At 66.7% G+C, this 19,462-nt stretch carries 18 protein-coding genes; 12 read left to right on the forward strand and 6 right to left on the reverse strand.

Translation table 11 applies throughout. The annotated features are described in order from the left end of the window. Positions 1–21: 21 nt before the first annotated feature. The 3 genes from AC1DKR_RS20375 to yidD are packed head-to-tail and all read right to left on the reverse strand — an operon-like array spanning position 22 to position 2,472. On the reverse strand, positions 22–870 hold the full coding sequence (locus AC1DKR_RS20375; protein WP_312786244.1) for a M23 family metallopeptidase: 849 nt from the start codon (positions 868–870) through the stop codon (positions 22–24). Next, on the reverse strand, positions 870–2,216 hold the full coding sequence (locus AC1DKR_RS20380; RefSeq protein WP_363732568.1) for a dihydroorotase: 1,347 nt from the start codon (positions 2,214–2,216) through the stop codon (positions 870–872). Before AC1DKR_RS20380 ends, AC1DKR_RS20375 begins: the two co-directional genes overlap by 1 nt. A 1-nt stretch (position 2,217) precedes the next feature. Continuing rightward, positions 2,218–2,472, reverse strand: a complete 255-nt coding sequence (gene yidD, locus AC1DKR_RS20385) for a membrane protein insertion efficiency factor YidD (RefSeq protein WP_478034851.1) — start codon at positions 2,470–2,472, stop codon at positions 2,218–2,220. 273 nt (positions 2,473–2,745) lie between these two features. Between yidD and dksA the strand changes: the two genes are divergently transcribed. Further along, on the forward strand, positions 2,746–3,966 hold the full coding sequence (gene dksA, locus AC1DKR_RS20390) for an RNA polymerase-binding protein DksA (RefSeq protein ID WP_336030031.1): 1,221 nt from the start codon (positions 2,746–2,748) through the stop codon (positions 3,964–3,966). Between the two features lie 622 nt (positions 3,967–4,588). Here the strand turns inward: dksA and AC1DKR_RS20395 are convergent. From AC1DKR_RS20395 to cysS, 3 genes are read right to left on the reverse strand one after another with little or no spacing between them, the layout of a single operon-like run. Further along, entirely contained in the window at positions 4,589–5,836 is a 1,248-nt protein-coding gene (locus AC1DKR_RS20395) for an MFS transporter (RefSeq protein WP_447945362.1), read from the reverse strand. After that, positions 5,833–6,285 carry a SufE family protein gene (locus tag AC1DKR_RS20400; protein WP_312107815.1) on the reverse strand — a complete coding sequence of 151 codons (453 nt, stop codon included), beginning with the start codon at positions 6,283–6,285 and terminating at the stop codon, positions 5,833–5,835. The genes AC1DKR_RS20395 and AC1DKR_RS20400 overlap by 4 nt, the downstream gene beginning before the upstream one ends. A 55-nt stretch (positions 6,286–6,340) precedes the next feature. After that, a complete protein-coding gene (cysS, locus tag AC1DKR_RS20405; RefSeq protein WP_312107814.1) occupies positions 6,341–7,717 on the reverse strand; it encodes a cysteine--tRNA ligase in 1,377 nt (458 codons plus the stop codon). A gap of 187 nt (positions 7,718–7,904) precedes the next feature. Here cysS and AC1DKR_RS20410 point away from each other — a divergent pair, with 187 nt between their 5' ends. The 11 genes from AC1DKR_RS20410 (at position 7,905) to AC1DKR_RS20460 (ending at position 19,263) form a co-directional block, all read left to right on the forward strand. Beyond that, a complete protein-coding gene (locus AC1DKR_RS20410) occupies positions 7,905–8,468 on the forward strand; it encodes a glycine zipper 2TM domain-containing protein (protein WP_223497282.1) in 564 nt (187 codons plus the stop codon). Between the two features lie 329 nt (positions 8,469–8,797). Next, positions 8,798–9,808 carry an N-acetylornithine carbamoyltransferase gene (locus tag AC1DKR_RS20415; RefSeq protein ID WP_025876421.1) on the forward strand — a complete coding sequence of 337 codons (1,011 nt, stop codon included), beginning with the start codon at positions 8,798–8,800 and terminating at the stop codon, positions 9,806–9,808. A 58-nt stretch (positions 9,809–9,866) separates the two neighbouring features. Continuing rightward, positions 9,867–11,060, forward strand: coding sequence for an argininosuccinate synthase (locus AC1DKR_RS20420; RefSeq protein ID WP_165377653.1), 1,194 nt, complete (start codon positions 9,867–9,869; stop codon positions 11,058–11,060). A gap of 125 nt (positions 11,061–11,185) precedes the next feature. Then, complete coding sequence (locus AC1DKR_RS20425) at positions 11,186–12,274, forward strand: acetylornithine deacetylase (RefSeq protein ID WP_312107813.1); 1,089 nt, start codon at positions 11,186–11,188, stop codon at positions 12,272–12,274. A gap of 74 nt (positions 12,275–12,348) precedes the next feature. Continuing rightward, positions 12,349–13,677, forward strand: a complete 1,329-nt coding sequence (locus AC1DKR_RS20430; RefSeq protein WP_223495771.1) for an acetylglutamate kinase — start codon at positions 12,349–12,351, stop codon at positions 13,675–13,677. 5 nt (positions 13,678–13,682) lie between these two features. Further along, entirely contained in the window at positions 13,683–14,282 is a 600-nt protein-coding gene (locus AC1DKR_RS20435; RefSeq protein ID WP_025876429.1) for a GNAT family N-acetyltransferase, read from the forward strand. Positions 14,283–14,292: 10 nt separating this feature from the next. Continuing rightward, positions 14,293–15,249, forward strand: coding sequence for an N-acetyl-gamma-glutamyl-phosphate reductase (gene argC, locus AC1DKR_RS20440; RefSeq protein WP_478034871.1), 957 nt, complete (start codon positions 14,293–14,295; stop codon positions 15,247–15,249). Between the two features lie 19 nt (positions 15,250–15,268). Then, a complete protein-coding gene (gene argH / locus AC1DKR_RS20445; RefSeq protein ID WP_033831569.1) occupies positions 15,269–16,564 on the forward strand; it encodes an argininosuccinate lyase in 1,296 nt (431 codons plus the stop codon). After that, complete coding sequence (locus AC1DKR_RS20450; protein WP_478034877.1) at positions 16,564–16,827, forward strand: YciI family protein; 264 nt, start codon at positions 16,564–16,566, stop codon at positions 16,825–16,827. Before argH ends, AC1DKR_RS20450 begins: the two co-directional genes overlap by 1 nt. Before the next feature lie 10 nt (positions 16,828–16,837). Beyond that, positions 16,838–17,995 carry a glutamate 5-kinase gene (gene proB / locus AC1DKR_RS20455; protein WP_442244044.1) on the forward strand — a complete coding sequence of 386 codons (1,158 nt, stop codon included), beginning with the start codon at positions 16,838–16,840 and terminating at the stop codon, positions 17,993–17,995. After that, positions 17,992–19,263 (forward strand): glutamate-5-semialdehyde dehydrogenase, encoded by a 1,272-nt coding sequence (locus AC1DKR_RS20460; RefSeq protein WP_478034883.1) that lies wholly within the window; start codon positions 17,992–17,994, stop codon positions 19,261–19,263. The genes proB and AC1DKR_RS20460 overlap by 4 nt, the downstream gene beginning before the upstream one ends. Positions 19,264–19,462: the final 199 nt, after the last annotated feature.

Genomic DNA, 19,462 nt, shown 5'->3' on the forward strand with positions numbered 1-19,462 from the left:
GGCCAGCGGCCGGCACTACCGTTACTTGCGCTCCAGCACCAGCAGCGGATCGATGCGGGTGTCGAACCAGTTCATGCCCCAGTGCAGGTGCGGCCCGGTGGCACGGCCGGTGGCGCCGACGGCGGCGATCACCTGGCCCTGTTCGACGCGATCACCGACCTTCACGTCGATGCGCGACAGGTGCAGGAAGTTCGAACTGACGCCGAAGCCGTGGTCGAGCAGCAGGGTGCCACCGGTCAGGTACAGATCCGGCCCGGCGAACGTCACCACACCAGCCGCCGGTGCCTTCACCGGGGTGCCGGTCGGCACTGCGATGTCCATGCCGGAGTGGCCGGCGCCGGGCTGGCCGTTGTACACGCGGGCGTTGCCGAAGCGGCCGCTGATGCGGCCCTGCACCGGCCAGATGAAGGTCTGGGTGAAATCGGTGCGGTTGTCGTCGCGCGCACGCGCAGCGGTGACCTGCGCCTGTTCGCGCTTGATCCGCTCGGCGATGGCCGGCGGCGGATTGACCGTCTTCGGCGGTACGCCGTTCACCCGCTCGGTCGGCCAGTCGCGTGGGGTCACGGCGATGGCGGCCGTCTCGCTGCTGCCATCCGGTCGGCGGATCTGCACCTGCAGCGGGCCCTTCTCATCGCGACCGATGCCGAGCACCACGCTGCCGTAGCTGCTCACGCGCAGGTCGCGACCTGCATAGCGCACGCTGCTGCCGGCAGGAACCTTGCCGATCACCAGCGCGCCCTGCGACGCGCTGGCCGGGAACACCACGCGGCTGTCGATCAGGTCGCCGATGCCGTCCTGTGCCTGGGCTGCGGGTGCGGAGAGCAGGGGCGCTGCCAGCAGCAGCGCCGCGAACATGAGTGCCGGACGCATCAGCGGTCGTAGGTCATGCGCTGGCCGGCGGGCTTGCCCACCAGCGTGCTGCCGTCCCAGACCAGCTGGCCGTTGACCCAGGTGGAGGCGATGCGCGAACGGAACGTGGTGCCTTCGAACGGCGACCAGCCGCACTTGGACAGCACGTCCTCGCGCTTGACCGTGAACGGCACATCCTCCACCAGCACCAGATCGGCAAAGTAACCTTCGCGCAGGAAGCCACGCTCTTCCACATCGAACAACTGGGCCGGGGCATGGGCGAATTTCTGCACGACCTGCTCGCGGGTCAGCTTGCCTTCGTGCACGCGTTCCAGTGCGGCGACCAGCGCGTACTGCACCAGCGGCAGGCCGGACGGCGCCTGCGCATAGGGCTTCTGCTTCTCTTCCCAGGTATGCGGGGCGTGGTCGGTGGCCAGCACGTCCAGCACGTCGTCAGCCAACGCGGCCGTGATCGCCTCGCGATCGGCCACGTCCTTGATCGCCGGATTGCACTTGATCAGGTTGCCCTTGGTGGCGTAATCCGGGCGGGCGAAGTGCAGGAAGTGCACGCAGGTTTCGGCGGTGATCTGCTTGCGGCTGCCGTCGGCGCGGATCAGCGGGCCCTTCTCGAACAGCGCCAGTTCGTCGGCGGTGGAGATGTGCAGCACGTGCAGGCGGGTGCCGTGCTTGCGCGCCAGCGACATGGCCAGCCGCGTTGATTTGATGCAGGCTTCGCGCGAACGGATGTCCGGGTGCATCTCCGGGGTCAGTGCGTCGCCGTACTTTTCCTGGAACGCTTTCAGGTTGGCATCGATCATCGGCGTGTCTTCGCAGTGCGTGATGATCGGGGTCGGGCACTCGCGGAAAATCGCGTCCAGGGTTTCCGGGTTGTCGACCAGCATGTTGCCGGTGGAGGCGCCCATGAATACCTTCACGCCCGGCGCCTTCTTCGGATCGAGCGCGCGGATGGCGTCCAGGTTGTCGTTGCTGGCACCGTGGTAGAAACCGTAGTTGGCCCAGGCCCGGCCGCGTGCCAGCTCGTACTTGGCTTCCAGGATGGTCGAATCCAGGGTCGGCGGGTTGGTGTTGGGCATGTCCATGAAGCTGGTCAGGCCACCGGCCACGGCTGCAGCCGATTCGCTGGCGATGTCACCCTTGTGGGTCAGGCCGGGTTCGCGAAAATGCACCTGGTCGTCGATCATCCCGGGCAGCAGCCAGCGCCCGGCCGCATCCACCACCTGTTCGCTATCACGCGGGGTCAAACCCTTGCCGATCTGCGCGATGCGGTCGTTCTCGATGCGCAGGTCGCCTTCGAAGGTGCGGCCTTCGTTGACCAGGCGGGCGTTGGTGATGAGCGTGGAGGACATGTCAGTGTTTTCCTGTGCAACGGCAAGAAGGGGCGTTGGGAGATTCGGGCACTGGATCGAAGCCGCCGGGATGGAACGGATGGCAGCGGCCCAGCCGTCGCGCGGCCAGCCAGGTGCCGCGCAGCGGACCGTGCCGGGAGATGGCTTCCATGGCGTATTCAGAGCAGCTCGGCACGAAACGGCAGCGAGGCCCCAGCAGGGGGCTGATGAAGCGCTTGTAGAAGCGCAGCAGGGCGATGAGCAGGCGCGAGATCACGCAGTCATCTTAAGCCAGTTGGCATGAAGGCCGCATTTGTGCAGGATGGGCCGTTGGTCGCATGTCGTAGATGGCCTGCGACCGCTAGCGGCACCCCTCCAGGTGCCGGACAGGTTCCGTACCGCGCAAGGCGGTCCGTGTTCGTCGGACCGCACCTTGGACCCGTTGACTCCTGGACTGAATGGAGCGGGCCCCCAAGGTTGCTGCTGCGGGTCGGGTAGGCTATAAAGGCCCGCTTTCCCGGGCCCCGGGGAATCCAAGGAAGAGCGTTTCGTGGCTGCTAAAAAAACTGCAAAGAAGGCCGTCAAGGCCGCCAAGAAAACCGCCAAGCCTGTTGTGAAGAAGTTGGCGGCCAAGCCCGTTGCCAAGAAGCCGGCCAGCAAGCCGGTGACCAAGGCGGCATCCTCACAACCGGCGGCCAGGAAGGCCACCGCAAAGAAAACGCCGGCCAAGTCCGGCAAGCCGGCAGTGGCGAAGAAACCCGCTGCGCCGGTCAAGGCCAAACCTGTCGCTGCCAGCAAGAAGGCGCCGGCGGTGAAGAAGGTTGCCAGCAAGGCTGCGCCGGTGAAGAAGGCCGCTGCCAAGCCGGCACCGAAGAAGGCAGCAGCCAAGCCGGCGCCGAAGGCGGTGGTGAAGAAGGTTGCCGCCGCGCCTGCTGCCAAGCCGGCAGCAAAGAAGGTGGCGCCTGCCAAGCCGGCACCGGCCAAGAAGGTTGCCAAGAATGTCGCCCCGCCGGCCGCCAAGCCGACGCCGGCCCCTGTAGTGAAGTCCGCACCGAAGCCAGCTGCGAAGCCGGCCCCGGCCAAGTCTGTCCCGGCCAAGACCGCGGCAGTGGCAGCAGCCAAACCGGCCCCCAAGCCGGCCACGGCCGCCGCTTCTGCAGCATCGACCGCCCCGCAATCCAAGAATCCCGTGCCCGTTTCGAAATCGCCTGCTAAAACCGCCGTGAAATCCGATTCCGCTCCGAAGACCGTGACCCGCCCCGTGGGCAAGGTTGCCGTGGCCGTCGCTGCCCGTTCGGCAGCGCCTGCGCCGCGTAGCAAGTACAAGGTCGTCGAATACAAGACCGATGAGGCCACCGGCCGCCCGATCCTGCCCGCAGGCTACAAGCCGGCCTCGGACGAGGAGTACATGAGCCCGCTGCAGCAGGAGTACTTCCGCCAGCGCCTGCAGAACTGGCGCGCCGACCTGGTGGAAGAGTCCAAGCAGACCATCGAGAACCTGCGTGAGGAAGTGCGTGACATCGGCGATGAAGCCGAGCGCGCGACCCGCGAAACCGAGAACTCGCTGGAGCTGCGCACCCGTGACCGTTACCGCAAGCTGATCGGCAAGATCGACAGCACCCTCAAGCGCCTGGAAGCAGGCGATTACGGGTACTGCGTGGACACTGGTGAAGAGATCGGCCTGGAGCGCCTTGAAGCGCGCTTGACCGCCGAGCGCACCATCGACGCCCAGGAGCGTTGGGAGCACCTGCAGAAGCAGCAGGGCGACTGATTCCGGTTCGTTGTGATGTCATGCAAAAAGCCCGGCTTCGGCCGGGTTTTTTGTTGGGTTCGAGTTGGCTGTGTAGAGCGGCGCCTTGCGGGTATCGGGGTGAGCCTGCGGGTGGGGCCAGGCAGGACACGCTGCAAGTACATCCCTGTAAGCTCGGCCGCGGCATCCATGCCGCGGACGGTCTTGCCCGGACCCACCCGCAGGCTCTCGACGGTTTCCTGCGTGCGCGGTTGCTATAAAGCCGAGCCCATGCTTGGCTCGGGCCGAAGGCGGAGGGCAAGGAAGAGCAAAAGCAAAAGCAAAAGCAGCCAAGCATGGCTTGGCTCTACCAGGAGCGGCCATGCGTGCGCTCGCGGCTGTTGGGTCCGCCTTGTAGCGAGCCGAGTACCGCAGGGGAATCAGGGGCGAAGAGGCGCCGCTGTTTGAGCGCAGCGAGTTCGGCGCCGTCCCCTGATTCACCGAGGAGCGCAGGGCACCGGTGCGCAGCACCGGCTCGCGGATGGCGGCGCGTTTCTTTGGTTACTTTCTTTGCGCGCGCAAAGAAAGTGACAAACCTATTCATCGAGGGAGCGTGACGAGGCCAGTCCAATGCCCGGCGCCGCCGAACCCGCTCTCCGCGGGATCACTGCAGATCGCGCAGATTCAATTTGCGCAGCGTCGGGTTCTTCCATGCGGTGACCCCGGCCACGCTCAGCACCGCGAATCCGCCCAGTACCACCGCCGGTACCAGCCCCAGCACCTTGGCCATGGTGCCCGCATAGAACGCGCCCAGTTCGTTGGACGAACTGATGAAGATGCCATTGATCGACGATACCCGGCCGCGCATCTCTTCCGGCGTGGCCAACTGCAGGATGGTGGAGCGGATCACCACCGACACGCCGTCGAAGGCGCCGTAGAACAGCAGGATCAACGCCGACAGCCAGAAGTGCTGGGACAGGCCGAAGCCGATCACGCACAGGCCGAAGCCGGCGACCGCGAACAGCAGCACCCGACCGGCATTGCGGTGCAGGGGGTGGCGCGCCAGCCACAGGCCCACGCACACCGAGCCCAGTGCCGGCGCCGCGCGCAGGATGCCCAGGCCCTCCGGGCCGTGATGCAGGATCTCGTGCAGGAACGCCGGCAGCATCGCCACCACACCGCCCAGCAATACCGAGAACATGTCCAGTGCCATGGCGCCGACCATGATCCGGTTGCCGACCACGAAGCGCGCGCCTTCGGCAATGCTCTTGAAGATCGGGGCGGCTGGACCGGCATGCACCGGCTCTTCCACCTTCAGCGTGGCCAGGCAGCCCATCGCCACCAGCGCGAAGGCCGTGGCCACCGCATAGGACAGGCCCTTGCCACCGAAGCCGACCAGCACGCCCCCCAGTGCCGGGCCGGCGATCATGCCGGTCTGGAACACCACGGCGCCGAGGCCGGCGCCACGGGCGAAATGTTCACGTGGCAACACGCGGGCGAACAGGGCGTTGTAGATCGGCGACAGGAAGGCGCGGACCATGCCGGTCAGGGCGATGGCTGCATAGATCGGCCACACGCCTTCAACCGGCAGCCAGCCCTTGGCTACGCTGGTCAGCACCAGCGCGGTGGCGACCAGGCCGGAACAGGCGACCATGCCCAACTTGCGGCGCGGCAGATGATCCACCAGGTAACCGGCAAACGGGGCCACGCAGAAGAACGGCAGCACCTCGGCCAGGCCGATCAGGCCCAGCGAGAACGGATTGCGGGTGACTTCGTAGATGTGCCAACCGACGGTGACCGCGACCACCTGGTAGGACAGCATCGCGAAGATGCGATACGCCAGCAGCCGGGCGAAACCGGGCCGGGACAGCAGGCCCAGCGCGGTGTCTTCGGCCGTGGCGGGCTCGCTCACGACGGATCGCGCTGCAGCTGGGCCTGCGCGGTCTCGCGGATGAACGCCAGCATCGCCGCCACGCCGTTGCTGCGGGTCGGCGACAGGTGGCGGGCCAGGCCGATATCCTGGATATAGCTGGGTTCGGTGGCCAGGATCTCCTGCGCGCTGCGCCCGGAGTACACGCGCAGCGCCAGGAAGATCAGGCCGGAAACGATGGCCGAATCACTGATGGCGTGGAAACGCAGCGACTGCGCATTGCCTTCCGGCACGATCCAGACCATCGACTGGCAACCGAGCAGGCGGTGCTCTTCGGTCTTCCATTCTTCCGGGAAGGCGGGCAGCTTGCGGCCGAGGTCGATCAGGTACTGGTAGCGCTCGGACCAGTCGCCGAAGAAACCGAATTCCTCGGCGATGGCCGTCTGTGCCTCGGCGGCGGTGGGTTCAAGCGGGAACGGGGAGTCGATCACAACAGTCTCTACAGTAGGGAGCGTGACCGGCGGACCGGCCACGGGGCAGGGCAGGTCAGCCGCGCTTGCGCGACCAGCGCACGCCCTGCGGGGTGTCTTCCAGCACGATGCCTTCGGCGGCCAGCTGGTCGCGGATGGCGTCGGAACGGGCGAAGTCGCGCGCCTGCTTGGCCGCCGCACGTTCGTCGATCAAGCCCTGGATGCGCGCGTCGTCGTCGCTGTCGCCAGCGGCGTTGCCGAACCACTGCGCCGGATCGGCCTGCAGCAGGCCCAGGGCGAGGCCGGCGCCGAGCAGTTCACTCTTCAAGCGTGCGCGTTCGGCAGGATCGGTGGCGCGGCGCGCTTCACCGGCAATACGGGCCACTTCGGCCAGCGCCTGCGGCGTATTGAGATCGTCATCCAATGCCGCTTCGATCTCTGCCGGGATCACCGCGGTGGCGGCAACGTCGGCCAGCTCGCGCAGGGTGCCGTACAGGCGGTCGAGGGTGCGGCCGGACTGTTCGATCAGCGCGTCGGACCAGTCCAGCGGCTGCCGGTAGTGGGCCGACAGCAACGCCAGGCGCAGCGCCTCGGGGGCATGCCTGCGCACCAGGTCGTGGACGCGCTCGATGTTGCCGATCGACTTGCTCATCTTGGCGCCGCCGAAGTTGAGCATGCCGTTGTGCAGCCAGAAGCGCGCGAACACCTTGCCGCCGTGCGCGCACTCGCTCTGTGCGATCTCGTTTTCGTGGTGCGGGAACTGCAGGTCGACGCCGCCGGCATGGATGTCGATGGTCTCGCCAAGGTGCGCGGCGGCCATCGCCGAGCATTCGATATGCCAGCCGGGACGGCCGCGGCCCCAGGGCGACTCCCAGCCCGGCAGGTCGTCGCCGGACGGCTTCCACAGCACGAAGTCGCCAGGCGCGCGCTTGTAGGGAGCGACCTCGACACGGGCACCGGCCAGCATCTCTTCCGGGTCGCGGCGCGACAGCTTGCCGTAGCCCTCGAAACTGCCGACGGCGAACAGCACGTGCCCCTCGGCGGCGTACGCATGCCCGCTGCTGACCAGCTGCTCGATCATGGTGATGATCTGCGCCATGTGCGCGGTCACTTCCGGCTCGATGTCCGGCGGCACCACGCCCAGCGCGGCCATGTCTTCACGGTAGGCCGCTGCGAAGCGGTCGGTGATGGTGCTGATCGGCACCCCCTGCTCGCGCGCGGCGGTGTTGATCTTGTCGTCCACGTCGGTGATGTTGCGGGCGTAGCGCAGGGCACCGAAGCGCCGCCGCAGCAGGTCGGCCAGCACCCCGAACACCACAGGCCCACGGGCGTTGCCGATGTGCACGTAGTTGTAGACCGTCGGGCCGCACACATACAGGGTCGGACAGGCCGGATCGAGCGGGGTGAACGGTTCGAGCTGGCGAGTCAGGTTGTTGTGCAGGCGCAGGGTCATGGGTCTGTGACTGGGGGACAAGCCTGTGATTTTAGAACGTGTCGGGGCCCTTTGGGGGGACCGTTGCCACCGGTGGACGTCACCGGCGGCCGGGATGGGGTGGGCAGGAACGGCGCGGACGGGTAATGTTCAGCCCCTTGCGGTCACCACTGCCTACACTATTGCCGTGTCCCTGCTCCCTTCGCCAATGAAAACCACCGCGTTGCTGACCCTGGCCTGCCTGTCGGCGCTGCCCGCCGTGGTCCAGGCCCAGGAGGCCGAGCCCCGCAACCGGGTGGTGATCGTGGAGAACGTGAAGTTCGACTACGCCCAGGTGCTCAACGTGGAGCCGGTGTTCCAGACCCTGCGTGCAACCCGCACCGAGGAGCACTGCGAGCCGGTCTCGACCCGTACCCTGGCGCCGGTCAACGTCACCGGCGAGGAGCCGGTGGAGGACAAGGGCCGCATCGGCCGCCTCTGGGATTCGGTTCGCTCGATGTTCAAGCGCAGCGACGAGGAGGTGCTGGAGGAACTGCCGGCGGAAGCCCCCGCCCCGGCGCCGGCCAACACGGGCCCGATGCTGACCCGGGACTGTCGTATCGTGCCTGTCGGACGCGAGTTCCGCCGCCCCATCGCCTATGACGTGGACTATGTCTACAAGGGCACCAAGTACCGTTCACGTCTGCCGGAAGACCCAGGCAACCGGCTGAAGATCCGGGTTTCGATCACCCCGTGGGTGGGCCCGGAGCAGGCTGCCGCCGGCACCCCCTGATTCTGCGACGCCGGCCTCTTGCGCCGGCCCCGGCCGCATGTAAAGATTGCCGACCAATGAAGCTCACCGACTTCCAGCACGACAGCAGCGCCGCCCGCCAGGCCACTGGCATGACGTCGCGTGCCCGTCGACCGGAACCCCACATTCTCGCTGGGTAATCCGGAGCTTTCTGCTGTTCGTCCGAAAAAAACCCAGCCCGCCGGCTGGGTTTTTTCGTTTCCGCGTTTTGAAAGCTTCATCTGCAACCTTTTCGTACCACCCTGGTTCCCGGTTTTCCCTTCCACCTTCCACCGCGTCGACCCTCGGCGCCGCTCATGCAAGGAATGATGATGTCCCCCAAGCACTTCCTGAACACCCAGGACTGGAGCCGCAGCGAACTTGACGCGCTGCTGACCCAGGCTGCGCTGTTCAAGCGCAACAAGCTCGGCGACCAGCTCAAGGGCAAGTCGATCGCGCTGGTGTTCTTCAATCCGTCCATGCGCACCCGCACCAGCTTCGAGCTGGGCGCATTCCAGCTCGGTGCCCACGCAGTGGTGCTGCAGCCGGGCAAGGATGCGTGGCCGATCGAGTTCAACCTCGGCACGGTGATGGACGGCGATACCGAAGAGCACATCGCTGAAGTAGCCAAGGTGCTCGGCCGCTACTGCGACATCATCGCCGTGCGCGCGTTCCCGAAGTTCGTCGACTGGGCCTACGACCGCCAGGACGTCGTGCTCGAGAGTTTCGCCAGATACTCGCCGGTGCCGGTGATCAACATGGAGACCATCACCCATCCGTGCCAGGAACTGGCGCACGTGATGGCCCTGCAGGAGCATTTCGGTACCCAGGACCTGCGCGGCAAGAAGTACGTGCTGACCTGGACCTATCACCCGAAGCCGCTGAACACCGCGGTGGCCAACTCGGCGCTGACCATCGCCACCCGCATGGGCATGGACGTGACGCTGCTGTGCCCGACCGCCGACTACATCCTCGACGAGCGCTACATGGGCTGGGCCGAGCAGAACGTGGCCGAGAGCGGCGGTTCGCTGAAGATCAGCCATGACATCGACAGTGCCTATGCCGGTGCCGACGTGGTCTACGCCAAGAGCTGGGGCGCGCTGCCGTTCTTCGGCAACTGGGAGCCGGAGAAGCCGATCCGCGACCAGTTCAAGCACTTCATCGTCGACGAGCGGAAGATGGCCCTGACCAACAACGGCGTGTTCAGCCACTGCCTGCCGCTGCGCCGCAACGTGAAGGCAACCGACGGCGTGATGGACTCGCCGCAGTGCATCGCCATCAACGAAGCCGAGAATCGCCTGCATGTGCAGAAGGCGATCATGGCCGCCGTTGCCGGGCGCTGATTTCTCCATTCGAACATTTCCGCCGGGCATGGCCCGGCGCTACCAGGACATAACCCCCATGAGCAACAAAGACGTCGTTCTCGCCTTCTCCGGCGGCCTTGATACCAGCTTCTGCGTGCCGTACCTGCAGGAGCGCGGCTACAACGTGCATACCGTGTTCGCCGATACCGGCGGCGTGGATGACGAAGAGCGCGATTTCATCGAGAAGCGTGCTGCCGAGCTGGGTGTCACCAGCCACCAGACCGTCGATGGCGGTCCGGCCATCTGGTCCGGCTTCGTCAAGCCGTTCGTGTGGGCCGGTGAGGGCTACCAGGGCCAGTACCCGTTGCTGGTGTCGGACCGTTACCTGATCGTCGATGCCGCGCTCAAGCGCGCCGCCGAACTGGGCACCAACATCATCGCTCACGGCTGCACCGGCATGGGCAACGACCAGGTGCGTTTCGACCTGGCAGTGAAGGCCCTGGGTGACTACCAGATCATCGCGCCGATCCGCGAGATCCAGAAGGAACACACCCAGACCCGCGCCTACGAGCAGAAGTACCTGGAAGAGCGTGGCTTCGGCGTGCGCGCCAAGCAGCAGGCCTACACCATCAACGAGAACCTGCTGGGCCTGACCATGTCCGGCGGCGAGATCGATCGTTGGGAAGCACCGGGCGAGGGCGCCCGTGGCTGGTGTGCACCGCGCAGCGAATGGCCGGAAGCACCGCTGACCGTCACCCTGAAGTTTGTCGAAGGCGAAGCCGTCGAGCTCAACGGCAAGGCACTGCCGGGCGAGCAGATCCTGGCCCAGCTCAACAAGCTGTTCGCCCCCTATGGCGTCGGCCGTGGCGTGTACACCGGCGACACCGTGATCGGCCTGAAGGGCCGCATCGTGTTCGAAGCCCCGGGGCTGGTCTCGCTGCTGGCCGCGCACCGCGCGCTGGAAGATGCGGTGCTGACCAAGCAGCAGAACCGCTTCAAGCCGGACGTGGCGCGCAAGTGGGTGGAGCTGGTGTACGAAGGCTTCTACCACGACCCGCTGAAGACCGACATCGAGGCGTTCCTGAAGTCGTCCCAGGCCAAGGTCAACGGCGAAGTGGTGCTGGAAACCCGTGGTGGTCGTGTCGACGCCGTTGCGGTGAAGTCGCCGCACCTGCTCAACACCAAGGGCGCCACCTATGCGCAGTCGGCCGACTGGGGCGTGGAAGAAGCCGAAGGCTTCATCAAGCTGTTCGGCATGAGCTCGACGCTATACGCGCAAGTCAATCGCTGAGCGATTGACTTGCGCGTGCGTCTCCCGCGCATTCCACCTAATCCCCGCGCCGTTGGCGCGCCCCCTTGAACATCAAGGGGGCTCTCCTCCAGCCGGTACACGTTGTACTGAAGGATCTTTGATTCATGCTTGAACAGACGATCTCGCATCTGCAGGCCCTGGTGTCCTTCGACACCCGCAACCCGCCGCGTGCGATCACCACCGGTGGCATCTTCGATTACCTGCGCGACAACCTGCCCGGGTTCAATGTGGAGGTGATCGACCATGGCGCCGGCGCGGTCAGCCTGTATGCCGTGCGCGGCACGCCGAAGTACCTGTTCAACGTGCATCTGGACACCGTGCCGGACTCGCCGCACTGGAGTGCCGACCCGCACGTGATGCGCCGCCTGGACGACCGCGTGGTCGGCCTTGGCGTGTGTGACATCAAGGGCGCGGCTGCGGCGCTGGTGGCGGCCGCCAATGCCAGTGATGGCGACGCGGCCTTCCTGTTCTCCAGCGATGAAGAAGCCAACGATCCGCGCTGCATCGCGGCGTTCCTGGCCCGGGGCATTGCGTACGAAGCGGTGCTGGTGGCCGAACCGACCATGAGCGAGGCGGTGCTCGCGCATCGTGGCATCAGCTCGGTGCTGATGCAGTTCGCCGGCCGTGCCGGCCATGCGTCGGGCAAGCAGGATGCAGCCGCCAGCGCGCTGCACCAGGCGATGCGCTGGGGCAACCGCGCGCTGGACCATGTCCAATCGCTGGCCTCGGCACGCTTCGGTGGATTGACCGGCCTGCGCTTCAACATCGGGCGCGTGGAAGGTGGCATCAAGGCCAACATGATCGCACCGGCCGCGGAAGTGCGTTTTGGTTTCCGGCCGCTGCCGTCGATGGACATCGACGGGCTGCTGGCGACCTTCGCCGGCTTCGCCGAACCGGAAGCGGCGCTGTTCACCGAAACCTTCCGTGGCCCCAGCCTGCCGGCAGGGGATATCGCCGAAGCCGAGCACCGCCGCCTGCTGGCGCGCGACGTGGCCGATGCGCTGGACCTGCCGATCGGCAACGCGGTGGACTTCTGGACAGAGGCGTCGCTGTTCTCGGCCGGTGGCTACACCACGATGGTGTTCGGTCCGGGCGACATCGCCCAGGCCCACACCGCCGATGAGTTCGTGACGCTGGAGCAGCTGCAGCGCTACACCGACGCCGTACACCGGATCATCGCCGCCGGCGCCTGATCGACCCACAACGCCGCTGCGCTTCTGCGCGGCGGAACTGCAACGCGGCGACCGCCGCCTGTGACGAAACCGAAATGTCTCCTGCCCTCCAGCCCCACCGCCAGACCCGCCAGACCATCGTGCGCCTGCTCTCGAGCATGGCCAGCGCGAAGGAGATCAGCCAGTACCTCAAGCGCTTTTCGCAGCTGGACGCCAAGCGCTTCGCCGTGGTCAAGGTCGGCGGCGCGGTGCTGCGCGACGATCTCGACGCGCTGACCTCCTCGCTGTCGTTCCTGCAGGAAGTCGGCCTGACCCCGATCGTGCTGCACGGCGCCGGCCCGCAGCTGGATGCGGAACTGTCGGCAGCTGGTATTGAAAAGCAGACGGTCAACGGCCTGCGGGTGACCTCGCCGGAAGCGCTGGCGATCGTGCGCCGGGTGTTCCAGCAGTCCAACCTGCGCCTGGTCGAAGCACTGCAGCAGAATGGCGCGCGCGCCACCTCCATCACCGGCGGCGTGTTCGAGGCGGAGTACTTGGACCTGGATACCTACGGCCTGGTCGGCGAGGTGAAGAAGGTCAACCTGGCGCCGATCGAGGCCAGCCTGCGTGCCGGCTCGATCCCGGTCATCACCAGCCTGGGCGAGACCGCCGGTGGGCAGATCCTCAACGTCAATGCCGACTTCGCCGCCAACGAACTGGTGCAGGAGCTGCAACCGTACAAGATCATTTTCCTGACCGGCACCGGCGGCCTGCTGGACGAGCAGGGCAGCGTGATTGATTCGATCAACCTGTCCACCGAGTACGACCACCTGATCGCACAACCGTGGATCCACGGTGGCATGAAGGTGAAGATCGAACAGATCAAGTCCCTGCTGGACCGGTTGCCGCTGGAATCGTCGGTGTCGATCACCCGGCCGGCCGACCTGGCCAAGGAACTGTTCACCCACAAGGGCTCGGGAACGCTGGTGCGCAAGGGCGAGAAGGTGCTGCGTGCAACTGCCTGGAGCGAGCTGGACCTGCCGCGCCTGAAGGGCCTGATCGAATCCAGTTTCGGCCGCACCCTGGTGCCGGACTATTTCGAGAGGACCACGCTGCTGCGCGCGTACGTCAGCGAGAACTACCGCACGGCGGTGATCCTCACCGATGAGACCGAGGGCGTGTACCTGGACAAGTTCGCCGTGCTCGATGATGCGCAGGGCGAAGGGCTTGGCCGCGCGGTCTGGAACGTGATGCGCGAGGAAACCCCGCAGCTGTTCTGGCGCTCGCGCAACGGCAACCCGATCAACCACTTCTACTACGCCGAGTCCGATGGCTGCTACAAGCAGGGTCATTGGAAGGTGTTCTGGTACGGCGCCGATGGCATCGACCGGATCAGGACCTATGTCGACCACTGCGCGGTGCGTGCACCGAGCCTCGAGGGCTGAGCGCGATGAACCACGCAGACTGGACCCGGGTACCCACGTTGACCGGCACGCATGCGCGGCTGGAACCGCTGCAGATGAGCCACATCGACGGCCTGCGCGGCGCGTTGGGCGAAGGCGCGCTGTCCAGGCTCTGGTACACCCAGGTGCCCGATGCGAAGGCCATGACCGGCTATGTGCAGGCCGCGCTGCAGGCACAGGCCGAAGGCAAGGTGTTGCCGTTCGTGGTGTTCGATGCCAACGACCAGATCGTCGGCACGACCCGTTACTACGATCTGCAACCGGACGTACCGCGGCTGAGCATCGGCTACACCTGGTATGGCGAGTCGGTGCAGCGCACCGGGGTCAACTCCGAAACCAAGCTGATGCTGCTCAGCCATGCCTTCGAGCGGCTGGAATGCCTGAGCGTGGTGTTTGAAACCAGCTGGTTCAACTTCACCTCGCGCACCGCGATCGCACGCCTGGGCGCCAAGCAGGATGGCGTGCTGCGCAATCACCGCCGGCATCCCGACGGCACGCCGCGCGACACCGTCATCTTCTCCATCATCGATGCGGAATGGCAGGGCGTGAAACGCCACCTGCAGCACCGCCTCGATTCGCACGCATGAGCACGCACGCATGAGCACTTCCTCCTCGTTCACCGTCGGCATCGTCGGCGCCCGCGGCCATACCGGCGCCGAGCTGATCCGCCTGGTGGCAGCGCATCCGAACCTGCAGCTGGGCTTCGTGTCCTCGCGTGAACTGGCCGGGCAGCGCGTGTCCGACCACTACCCGCAATGGCAGGGTGAACTGCAGTTCGAGAATCTCGACGCCGACGCCGTTGCCGCCAAGGGCGTGGATGCGGTGATCCTGGCCCTGCCCAACGGCCTGGCCGCACCGTTCGTGGCGGCGCTGGAAACGGCGAAGCCGGACACGGTGATCGTCGACCTGTCGGCCGACTACCGTTTCGACAACACCTGGTACTACGGCCTGCCCGAGCTTACCCGCAGCCGTTACAGCGGGCAGAAGCACATCAGCAACCCCGGCTGCTACGCCACCGCGATGCAGCTGGCGATCCATCCGCTGCTGGATCTGCTGGCTGGCCCGCCGCAGTGCTTCGGCGTGTCCGGCTACTCGGGTGCGGGCACCTCGCCGTCGGACAAGAACAACGTTGAACTGCTGGCCGACAACCTGATGCCCTACGCGCTGACCAACCACGTGCATGAGCGCGAGGTGTCCGTGCAGCTGGGCGTGGCGGTCGAATTCATGCCGCACGTCGCGCCGCATTTCCGTGGCATCACCCTCACCGCCAACCTGTGGTTGAACCGCGTGCAGACCCGCGAGCAGATCGTCGAGCGCTTCCAGCAAGCCTACGCCGGTGAAGCCCTCATCGAGGTCGTGGACGAGGTACCGTGGGTAAGCCGCATCGCTGGCCGCCACGGTGCCCAGGTCGGCGGCTTCACGCTCGCCCCGGGCGGCAAGCGGGTGGTGGTGGTGGCGACCCTGGACAACCTGCTCAAGGGCGCGGCCACCCAGGCCATGCAGAACCTCAATCTTGCGCTGGGCATCGACGAACTGACGTCGATCCCGCACTGAAACCGTACAGGAGCTCCCCATGGCAGACCTTCTTTGGCAGAAGCCAGGCGTCGCTGTCGATGCCCAGATCCAGACCTTCCTCGCCGGCGACGATGTGATCCTCGATCGCGAGTTCTTCCTGCATGACATTGCTGCCAGCGCAGCGCATGCGCAGGGCCTGCAGCACATCGGCATCCTCAGCGCCGACGAACTGGCCGGGTTGCTGCGTGAACTCGAGGTGCTGGCGCAGGACTTCCGCGAAGGCCGCTTCGTGCTGGATACGCAGTATGAGGATGGCCATTCGGCGATCGAGGCACGGTTGACCGAGCGCCTGGGCGATGCCGGCCGCAAGATCCACACCGGCCGCAGCCGCAATGACCAGATCCTGGTCGCCACCCGGTTGTGGTTGAAGGAGAAGCTGCAGCGCGTGGCGCAGGTCAGCGCCGAGGTGGCCAAGGTGGCGCTTGACCGTGCGCAGGCCGAGCAGCATCTGCCGATTCCCGGTTACACCCACATCCAGCGTGCCGTGGTGTCCTCGGCCGGCATGTGGTGGGCCGGTTGGGCCGAAGCCTTCATCGACAACGCCGTGCGCGCCCGCGATACCCATGCGCTGGTCGATGCCAATCCGCTTGGCACCGCCGCCGGTTACGGCGTAAACCTGCCGCTGGATCGCGAGCACACCACCGCCGCGCTCGGCTTTGCGCGCATGCAGATTTCGCCGATCTACGCGCAGCTGTCGCGTGGAAAGTTCGAACTGGCCGCGCTGGAAGCGCTGGGCGGTGCCACCCTGGACCTGCGCCGCATTGCCTGGGACCTGTCGCTGTTCACCAGCGCCGAATTCGGTTTCGTCGCGTTGCCGGCGCAGTACACCACCGGCAGTTCGATCATGCCCAACAAGCGCAATCCGGACGTGATCGAGCTGATGCGGGCGACCCATGCCAGCGTCGCCGCTGCACGCACCGAAATCGAGCAGCTGCTGTCGCTGCCGTCGGGCTACCACCGCGACCTGCAGTCGTCCAAGGGTGCGATCTTCCACGGTTTCGGGCGCGGCCTGGCCGCGCTTGAACTGCTGCCGGCGCTGCTGGCCAACCTGGAATGGCGCGATGACAAGCTGCGTGCAGCGATCGATTCGGGCATGTATGCCACCGATGTCGCGGTGGAAGCTGCGGTAGCGGGCGTGCCGTTCCGCGAGGCCTACAAGGCCGCTGCTGCCGGTGCCGACAGTGCAGGGCAGGGGCGAACGCCAGAAGGCAGCCTGGCGGCGCGCGTATCGCCGGGTTCGGCGTCGGACCTGCGCCTGGATGAACTGCGCGCGCGCTGGCAGGCGCTGTCCTGATGGCCGGCACCGTCTACCTGGTGCTGGCGATGCGCCTGCCGGGCTTCAACGACGCCGTGGTGCAGCCGCACCGCGACTTCCTCGATGCGTTGCAGGCCGAGGGCCGGCTGCAGCTGACCGGCGGCTTTGCCGACGGCAGCGGTGGCGCCTATGTGCTGTGCAACCTCGACAGCCTCGCGCAGGCGCAGGCCATCATCGCCACCGATCCGCTGGTGACGATGCAGGCATCGGCGCTGAGCGTCCATGAATGGAATACCCGCTGAGGCGCCCCTGATGACTGTCCACGCCGCCCACGTTGCATCGCCGTTCCCCGAACAAGCGCTGCCGTCGTGGCGGCGTGCCGTGCTCAAGGTTGGCAGCAGCCTGCTGGCCGCCGACGGTGGTGGCCTGTCGCCGCGCCACGCGCTGGGCCTGGCCCAGTTCGTTTCGGCCAACGTGCTGGCCGGGCGCGAGGTCGTCATCGTGTCCTCCGGCGCGGTCGCTGCCGGCCGCGCGATCCTGCCCCGGGCCGATGAACCCGGTGCCGCGATGGCGGCGCGGCAGGCGTTGGCGGCTCTGGGCCAGGCGCAGCTGATCGGTCTGTGGCAGCGCTTCTTCGAGCGCCCGGTGGCGCAGGTGCTGCTGACCCATGACGATCTGCGCAACCGCCGCCGCTATCTCAATGCGCGGGCAACGCTCAACGAGCTGCTGCGGCTGGGCGCGCTGCCGGTGGTCAACGAGAACGACACCGTTTCGGTGGATGAGCTCAAACTCGGTGACAACGACAACCTGGCCGCGACGGTGGCGGCGCTGGTCGATGCCGATGCACTGTTCATCGCTACCGACATCGACGGTCTCTACAGTGCCGACCCGCGCACGCATGCCAATGCCCGGCCACTGCATGAAGTAGTCGAGTTGAATGACGCCGTGCTGGCGATGGCTGGCGGCGCCGGTTCGGTCGCCGGCACCGGCGGCATGCGCACCAAGCTGGAGGCCGCAGCCAAGGCCGGCCGTGTCGGCATCGAAACCTATCTATTCAATGGCCGCAGCGGCGAGGTGGTACGCGCGCTGGCGCAGGATCGCCTGCACGGCACCCGCATCCATGCCGCGCGCAGCCGCGAGGCGGCCCGCAAGCACTGGCTGCGCCACGCTCCGCTCGCCGAAGGCGCGATCCTGATCGATGCCGGCGCCGCCCAGGCGATGCGCGAGAAGGGGGCATCGCTGTTGCCCGGTGGCATCACCGGTGCCGACGGCGCGTTCCGGCGCGGTGACATGGTGCAGGTATGCTGGAACACCGACGCCGGCCGGGTGTGCGTGGCCCGTGGTGTGAGCCAGTACGCCGCCGATGACGTGCGCCGCATTGCCGGCCGCCACACCCGCGACATCCAGACCGTGCTCGGCTACAACTACGGCGGTACCGTCGTCCATCGCGACGATCTGGTGCTGCCATGAACCCACTGCAGGATATGCCGATGAGTGAGATCGAATCGCAGGCCCGTGCCTGCCGCGAGGCGGCGCAGGTGGTTGCCGGCCTGGACAGCGATGCGCGCAGGGCACTGCTGCAGGCGATGGCGCAGGCGCTGGAGGTCAATGCCGGACAGATTCTTGCAGGCAATGCACGCGACCTGGCCGCCGCCCGCGACAAAGGCGTGGGCAACGCGATGCTCGACCGTCTGGCACTGGACCCGGCGCGCCTGCTGGCGATGGCCGACGCCGTGCGCGAGGTGGCCGGCCTTCCGGACCCGGTCGGGCAGGTGACCCGCGACGACGTGCGTCCGAACGGCATCCGCGTGCAGAAGGTGCGCGTGCCGCTGGGAGTGATCGCGATGATCTACGAAGCACGCCCGAACGTGACCGCCGAAGCCGCCGCGCTGTGCCTGAAGGCGGGCAACGGCGTGATCCTGCGTGGCGGCTCGGAGGCGATCCATTCCAATACCGCCATCGCCCAGGCGTTGGCGGGGGCATTGAAGGCCAACGGCGTGCCCCCTGCCGCTGTGACGGTGCTGACCGACCTGCGCCGCGAAGCGATGCTGGAACTGCTGCAACTGCACGAACTGATCGACCTGGCCATCCCGCGCGGTGGCGAAGGCCTGATCCGCTTCGTCGCCGAGCACGCGCGCGTGCCGGTCATCAAGCACTACAAGGGTGTCTGCCACCTGTTCGTCGATGCCAGCGCCGATGCAGCCAAAGCGCTCGATCTGCTGGTGGACGGCAAGTGCAGTCGCCCCTCCGCGTGCAATTCACTGGAGACCCTGCTGGTGCACCGGGACATTGCCGCAGCGTTCCTGCCGCGTGCTGCACTGGCGCTGGCCGAAGGTGGCGTGCAGCTGCGTGCAGACGAGCGCGCGCGGCCGTTGCTGCCGGGAAGCACCGCGGCCAGCGAGGACGACTATGCCGCCGAATTCCTCGATCTGATACTGGCGGTCTGCGTGGTCGACGATCTTGATGCAGCGATCGCGCACATCCGTACCTACACCTCCGACCACACCGAAGTGATCGCCACTGAAGACGTGGCCAGTGCCGCGCGTTTCGTCAGCGCATTGCGCTCGGCGGTGGTGATGGTCAACGCGTCTTCGCGTTTTTCCGATGGTGGCCAGCTTGGCCTCGGCAGCGAGATCGGCATCTCCACCACGCGCCTGCACGCCTATGGCCCGATGGGGCTGGAAGCGCTGACAGTCGAACGGTTCGTGGTACGGGGCGAAGGCCAGGTCCGAAGGTAGGTTCATCGCCGGGCTGCGCCCGGCACCCGCAGAGGCCACGGCAACAGCCGAAGCAACCGCCGAAGCAACCGCAAATGCAACGGCAACGGCAACAGCGGGGTTCCTGCGGGATGGCGGGGTGGGTCCGGTTGCGGGGGACGCTGCAAGTACGTCCCTGTAAGCTCGGTCGCGCCATCCATGGCGCTCACGCCCCCGCAAC

It is taken from the genome of Stenotrophomonas sp. 01N47 (assembly GCF_056399165.1).

Bases quoted from the DNA above. Each gene is read 5' to 3' on its own strand.
- AC1DKR_RS20420 (WP_165377653.1), top strand. From the start codon at position 9,867: ATGAGCAACAAAGACGTCGTTCTCGCCTTCTCCGGCGGCCTTGATACC.
- argC (WP_478034871.1), top strand. From the start codon at position 14,293: ATGAGCACTTCCTCCTCGTTCACCGTCGGCATCGTCGGCGCCCGCGGC.
- AC1DKR_RS20425 (WP_312107813.1), top strand. From the start codon at position 11,186: ATGCTTGAACAGACGATCTCGCATCTGCAGGCCCTGGTGTCCTTCGAC.
- argH (WP_033831569.1), top strand. From the start codon at position 15,269: ATGGCAGACCTTCTTTGGCAGAAGCCAGGCGTCGCTGTCGATGCCCAG.
- AC1DKR_RS20415 (WP_025876421.1), top strand. From the start codon at position 8,798: ATGTCCCCCAAGCACTTCCTGAACACCCAGGACTGGAGCCGCAGCGAA.
- AC1DKR_RS20460 (WP_478034883.1), top strand. From the start codon at position 17,992: ATGAACCCACTGCAGGATATGCCGATGAGTGAGATCGAATCGCAGGCC.
- AC1DKR_RS20450 (WP_478034877.1), top strand. From the start codon at position 16,564: ATGGCCGGCACCGTCTACCTGGTGCTGGCGATGCGCCTGCCGGGCTTC.
- cysS (WP_312107814.1), bottom strand. From the start codon at position 7,717: ATGACCCTGCGCCTGCACAACAACCTGACTCGCCAGCTCGAACCGTTC.
- AC1DKR_RS20410 (WP_223497282.1), top strand. From the start codon at position 7,905: ATGAAAACCACCGCGTTGCTGACCCTGGCCTGCCTGTCGGCGCTGCCC.
- AC1DKR_RS20430 (WP_223495771.1), top strand. From the start codon at position 12,349: ATGTCTCCTGCCCTCCAGCCCCACCGCCAGACCCGCCAGACCATCGTG.
- AC1DKR_RS20375 (WP_312786244.1), bottom strand. From the start codon at position 870: ATGCGTCCGGCACTCATGTTCGCGGCGCTGCTGCTGGCAGCGCCCCTG.
- AC1DKR_RS20435 (WP_025876429.1), top strand. From the start codon at position 13,683: ATGAACCACGCAGACTGGACCCGGGTACCCACGTTGACCGGCACGCAT.
- proB (WP_442244044.1), top strand. From the start codon at position 16,838: ATGACTGTCCACGCCGCCCACGTTGCATCGCCGTTCCCCGAACAAGCG.
- AC1DKR_RS20380 (WP_363732568.1), bottom strand. From the start codon at position 2,216: ATGTCCTCCACGCTCATCACCAACGCCCGCCTGGTCAACGAAGGCCGC.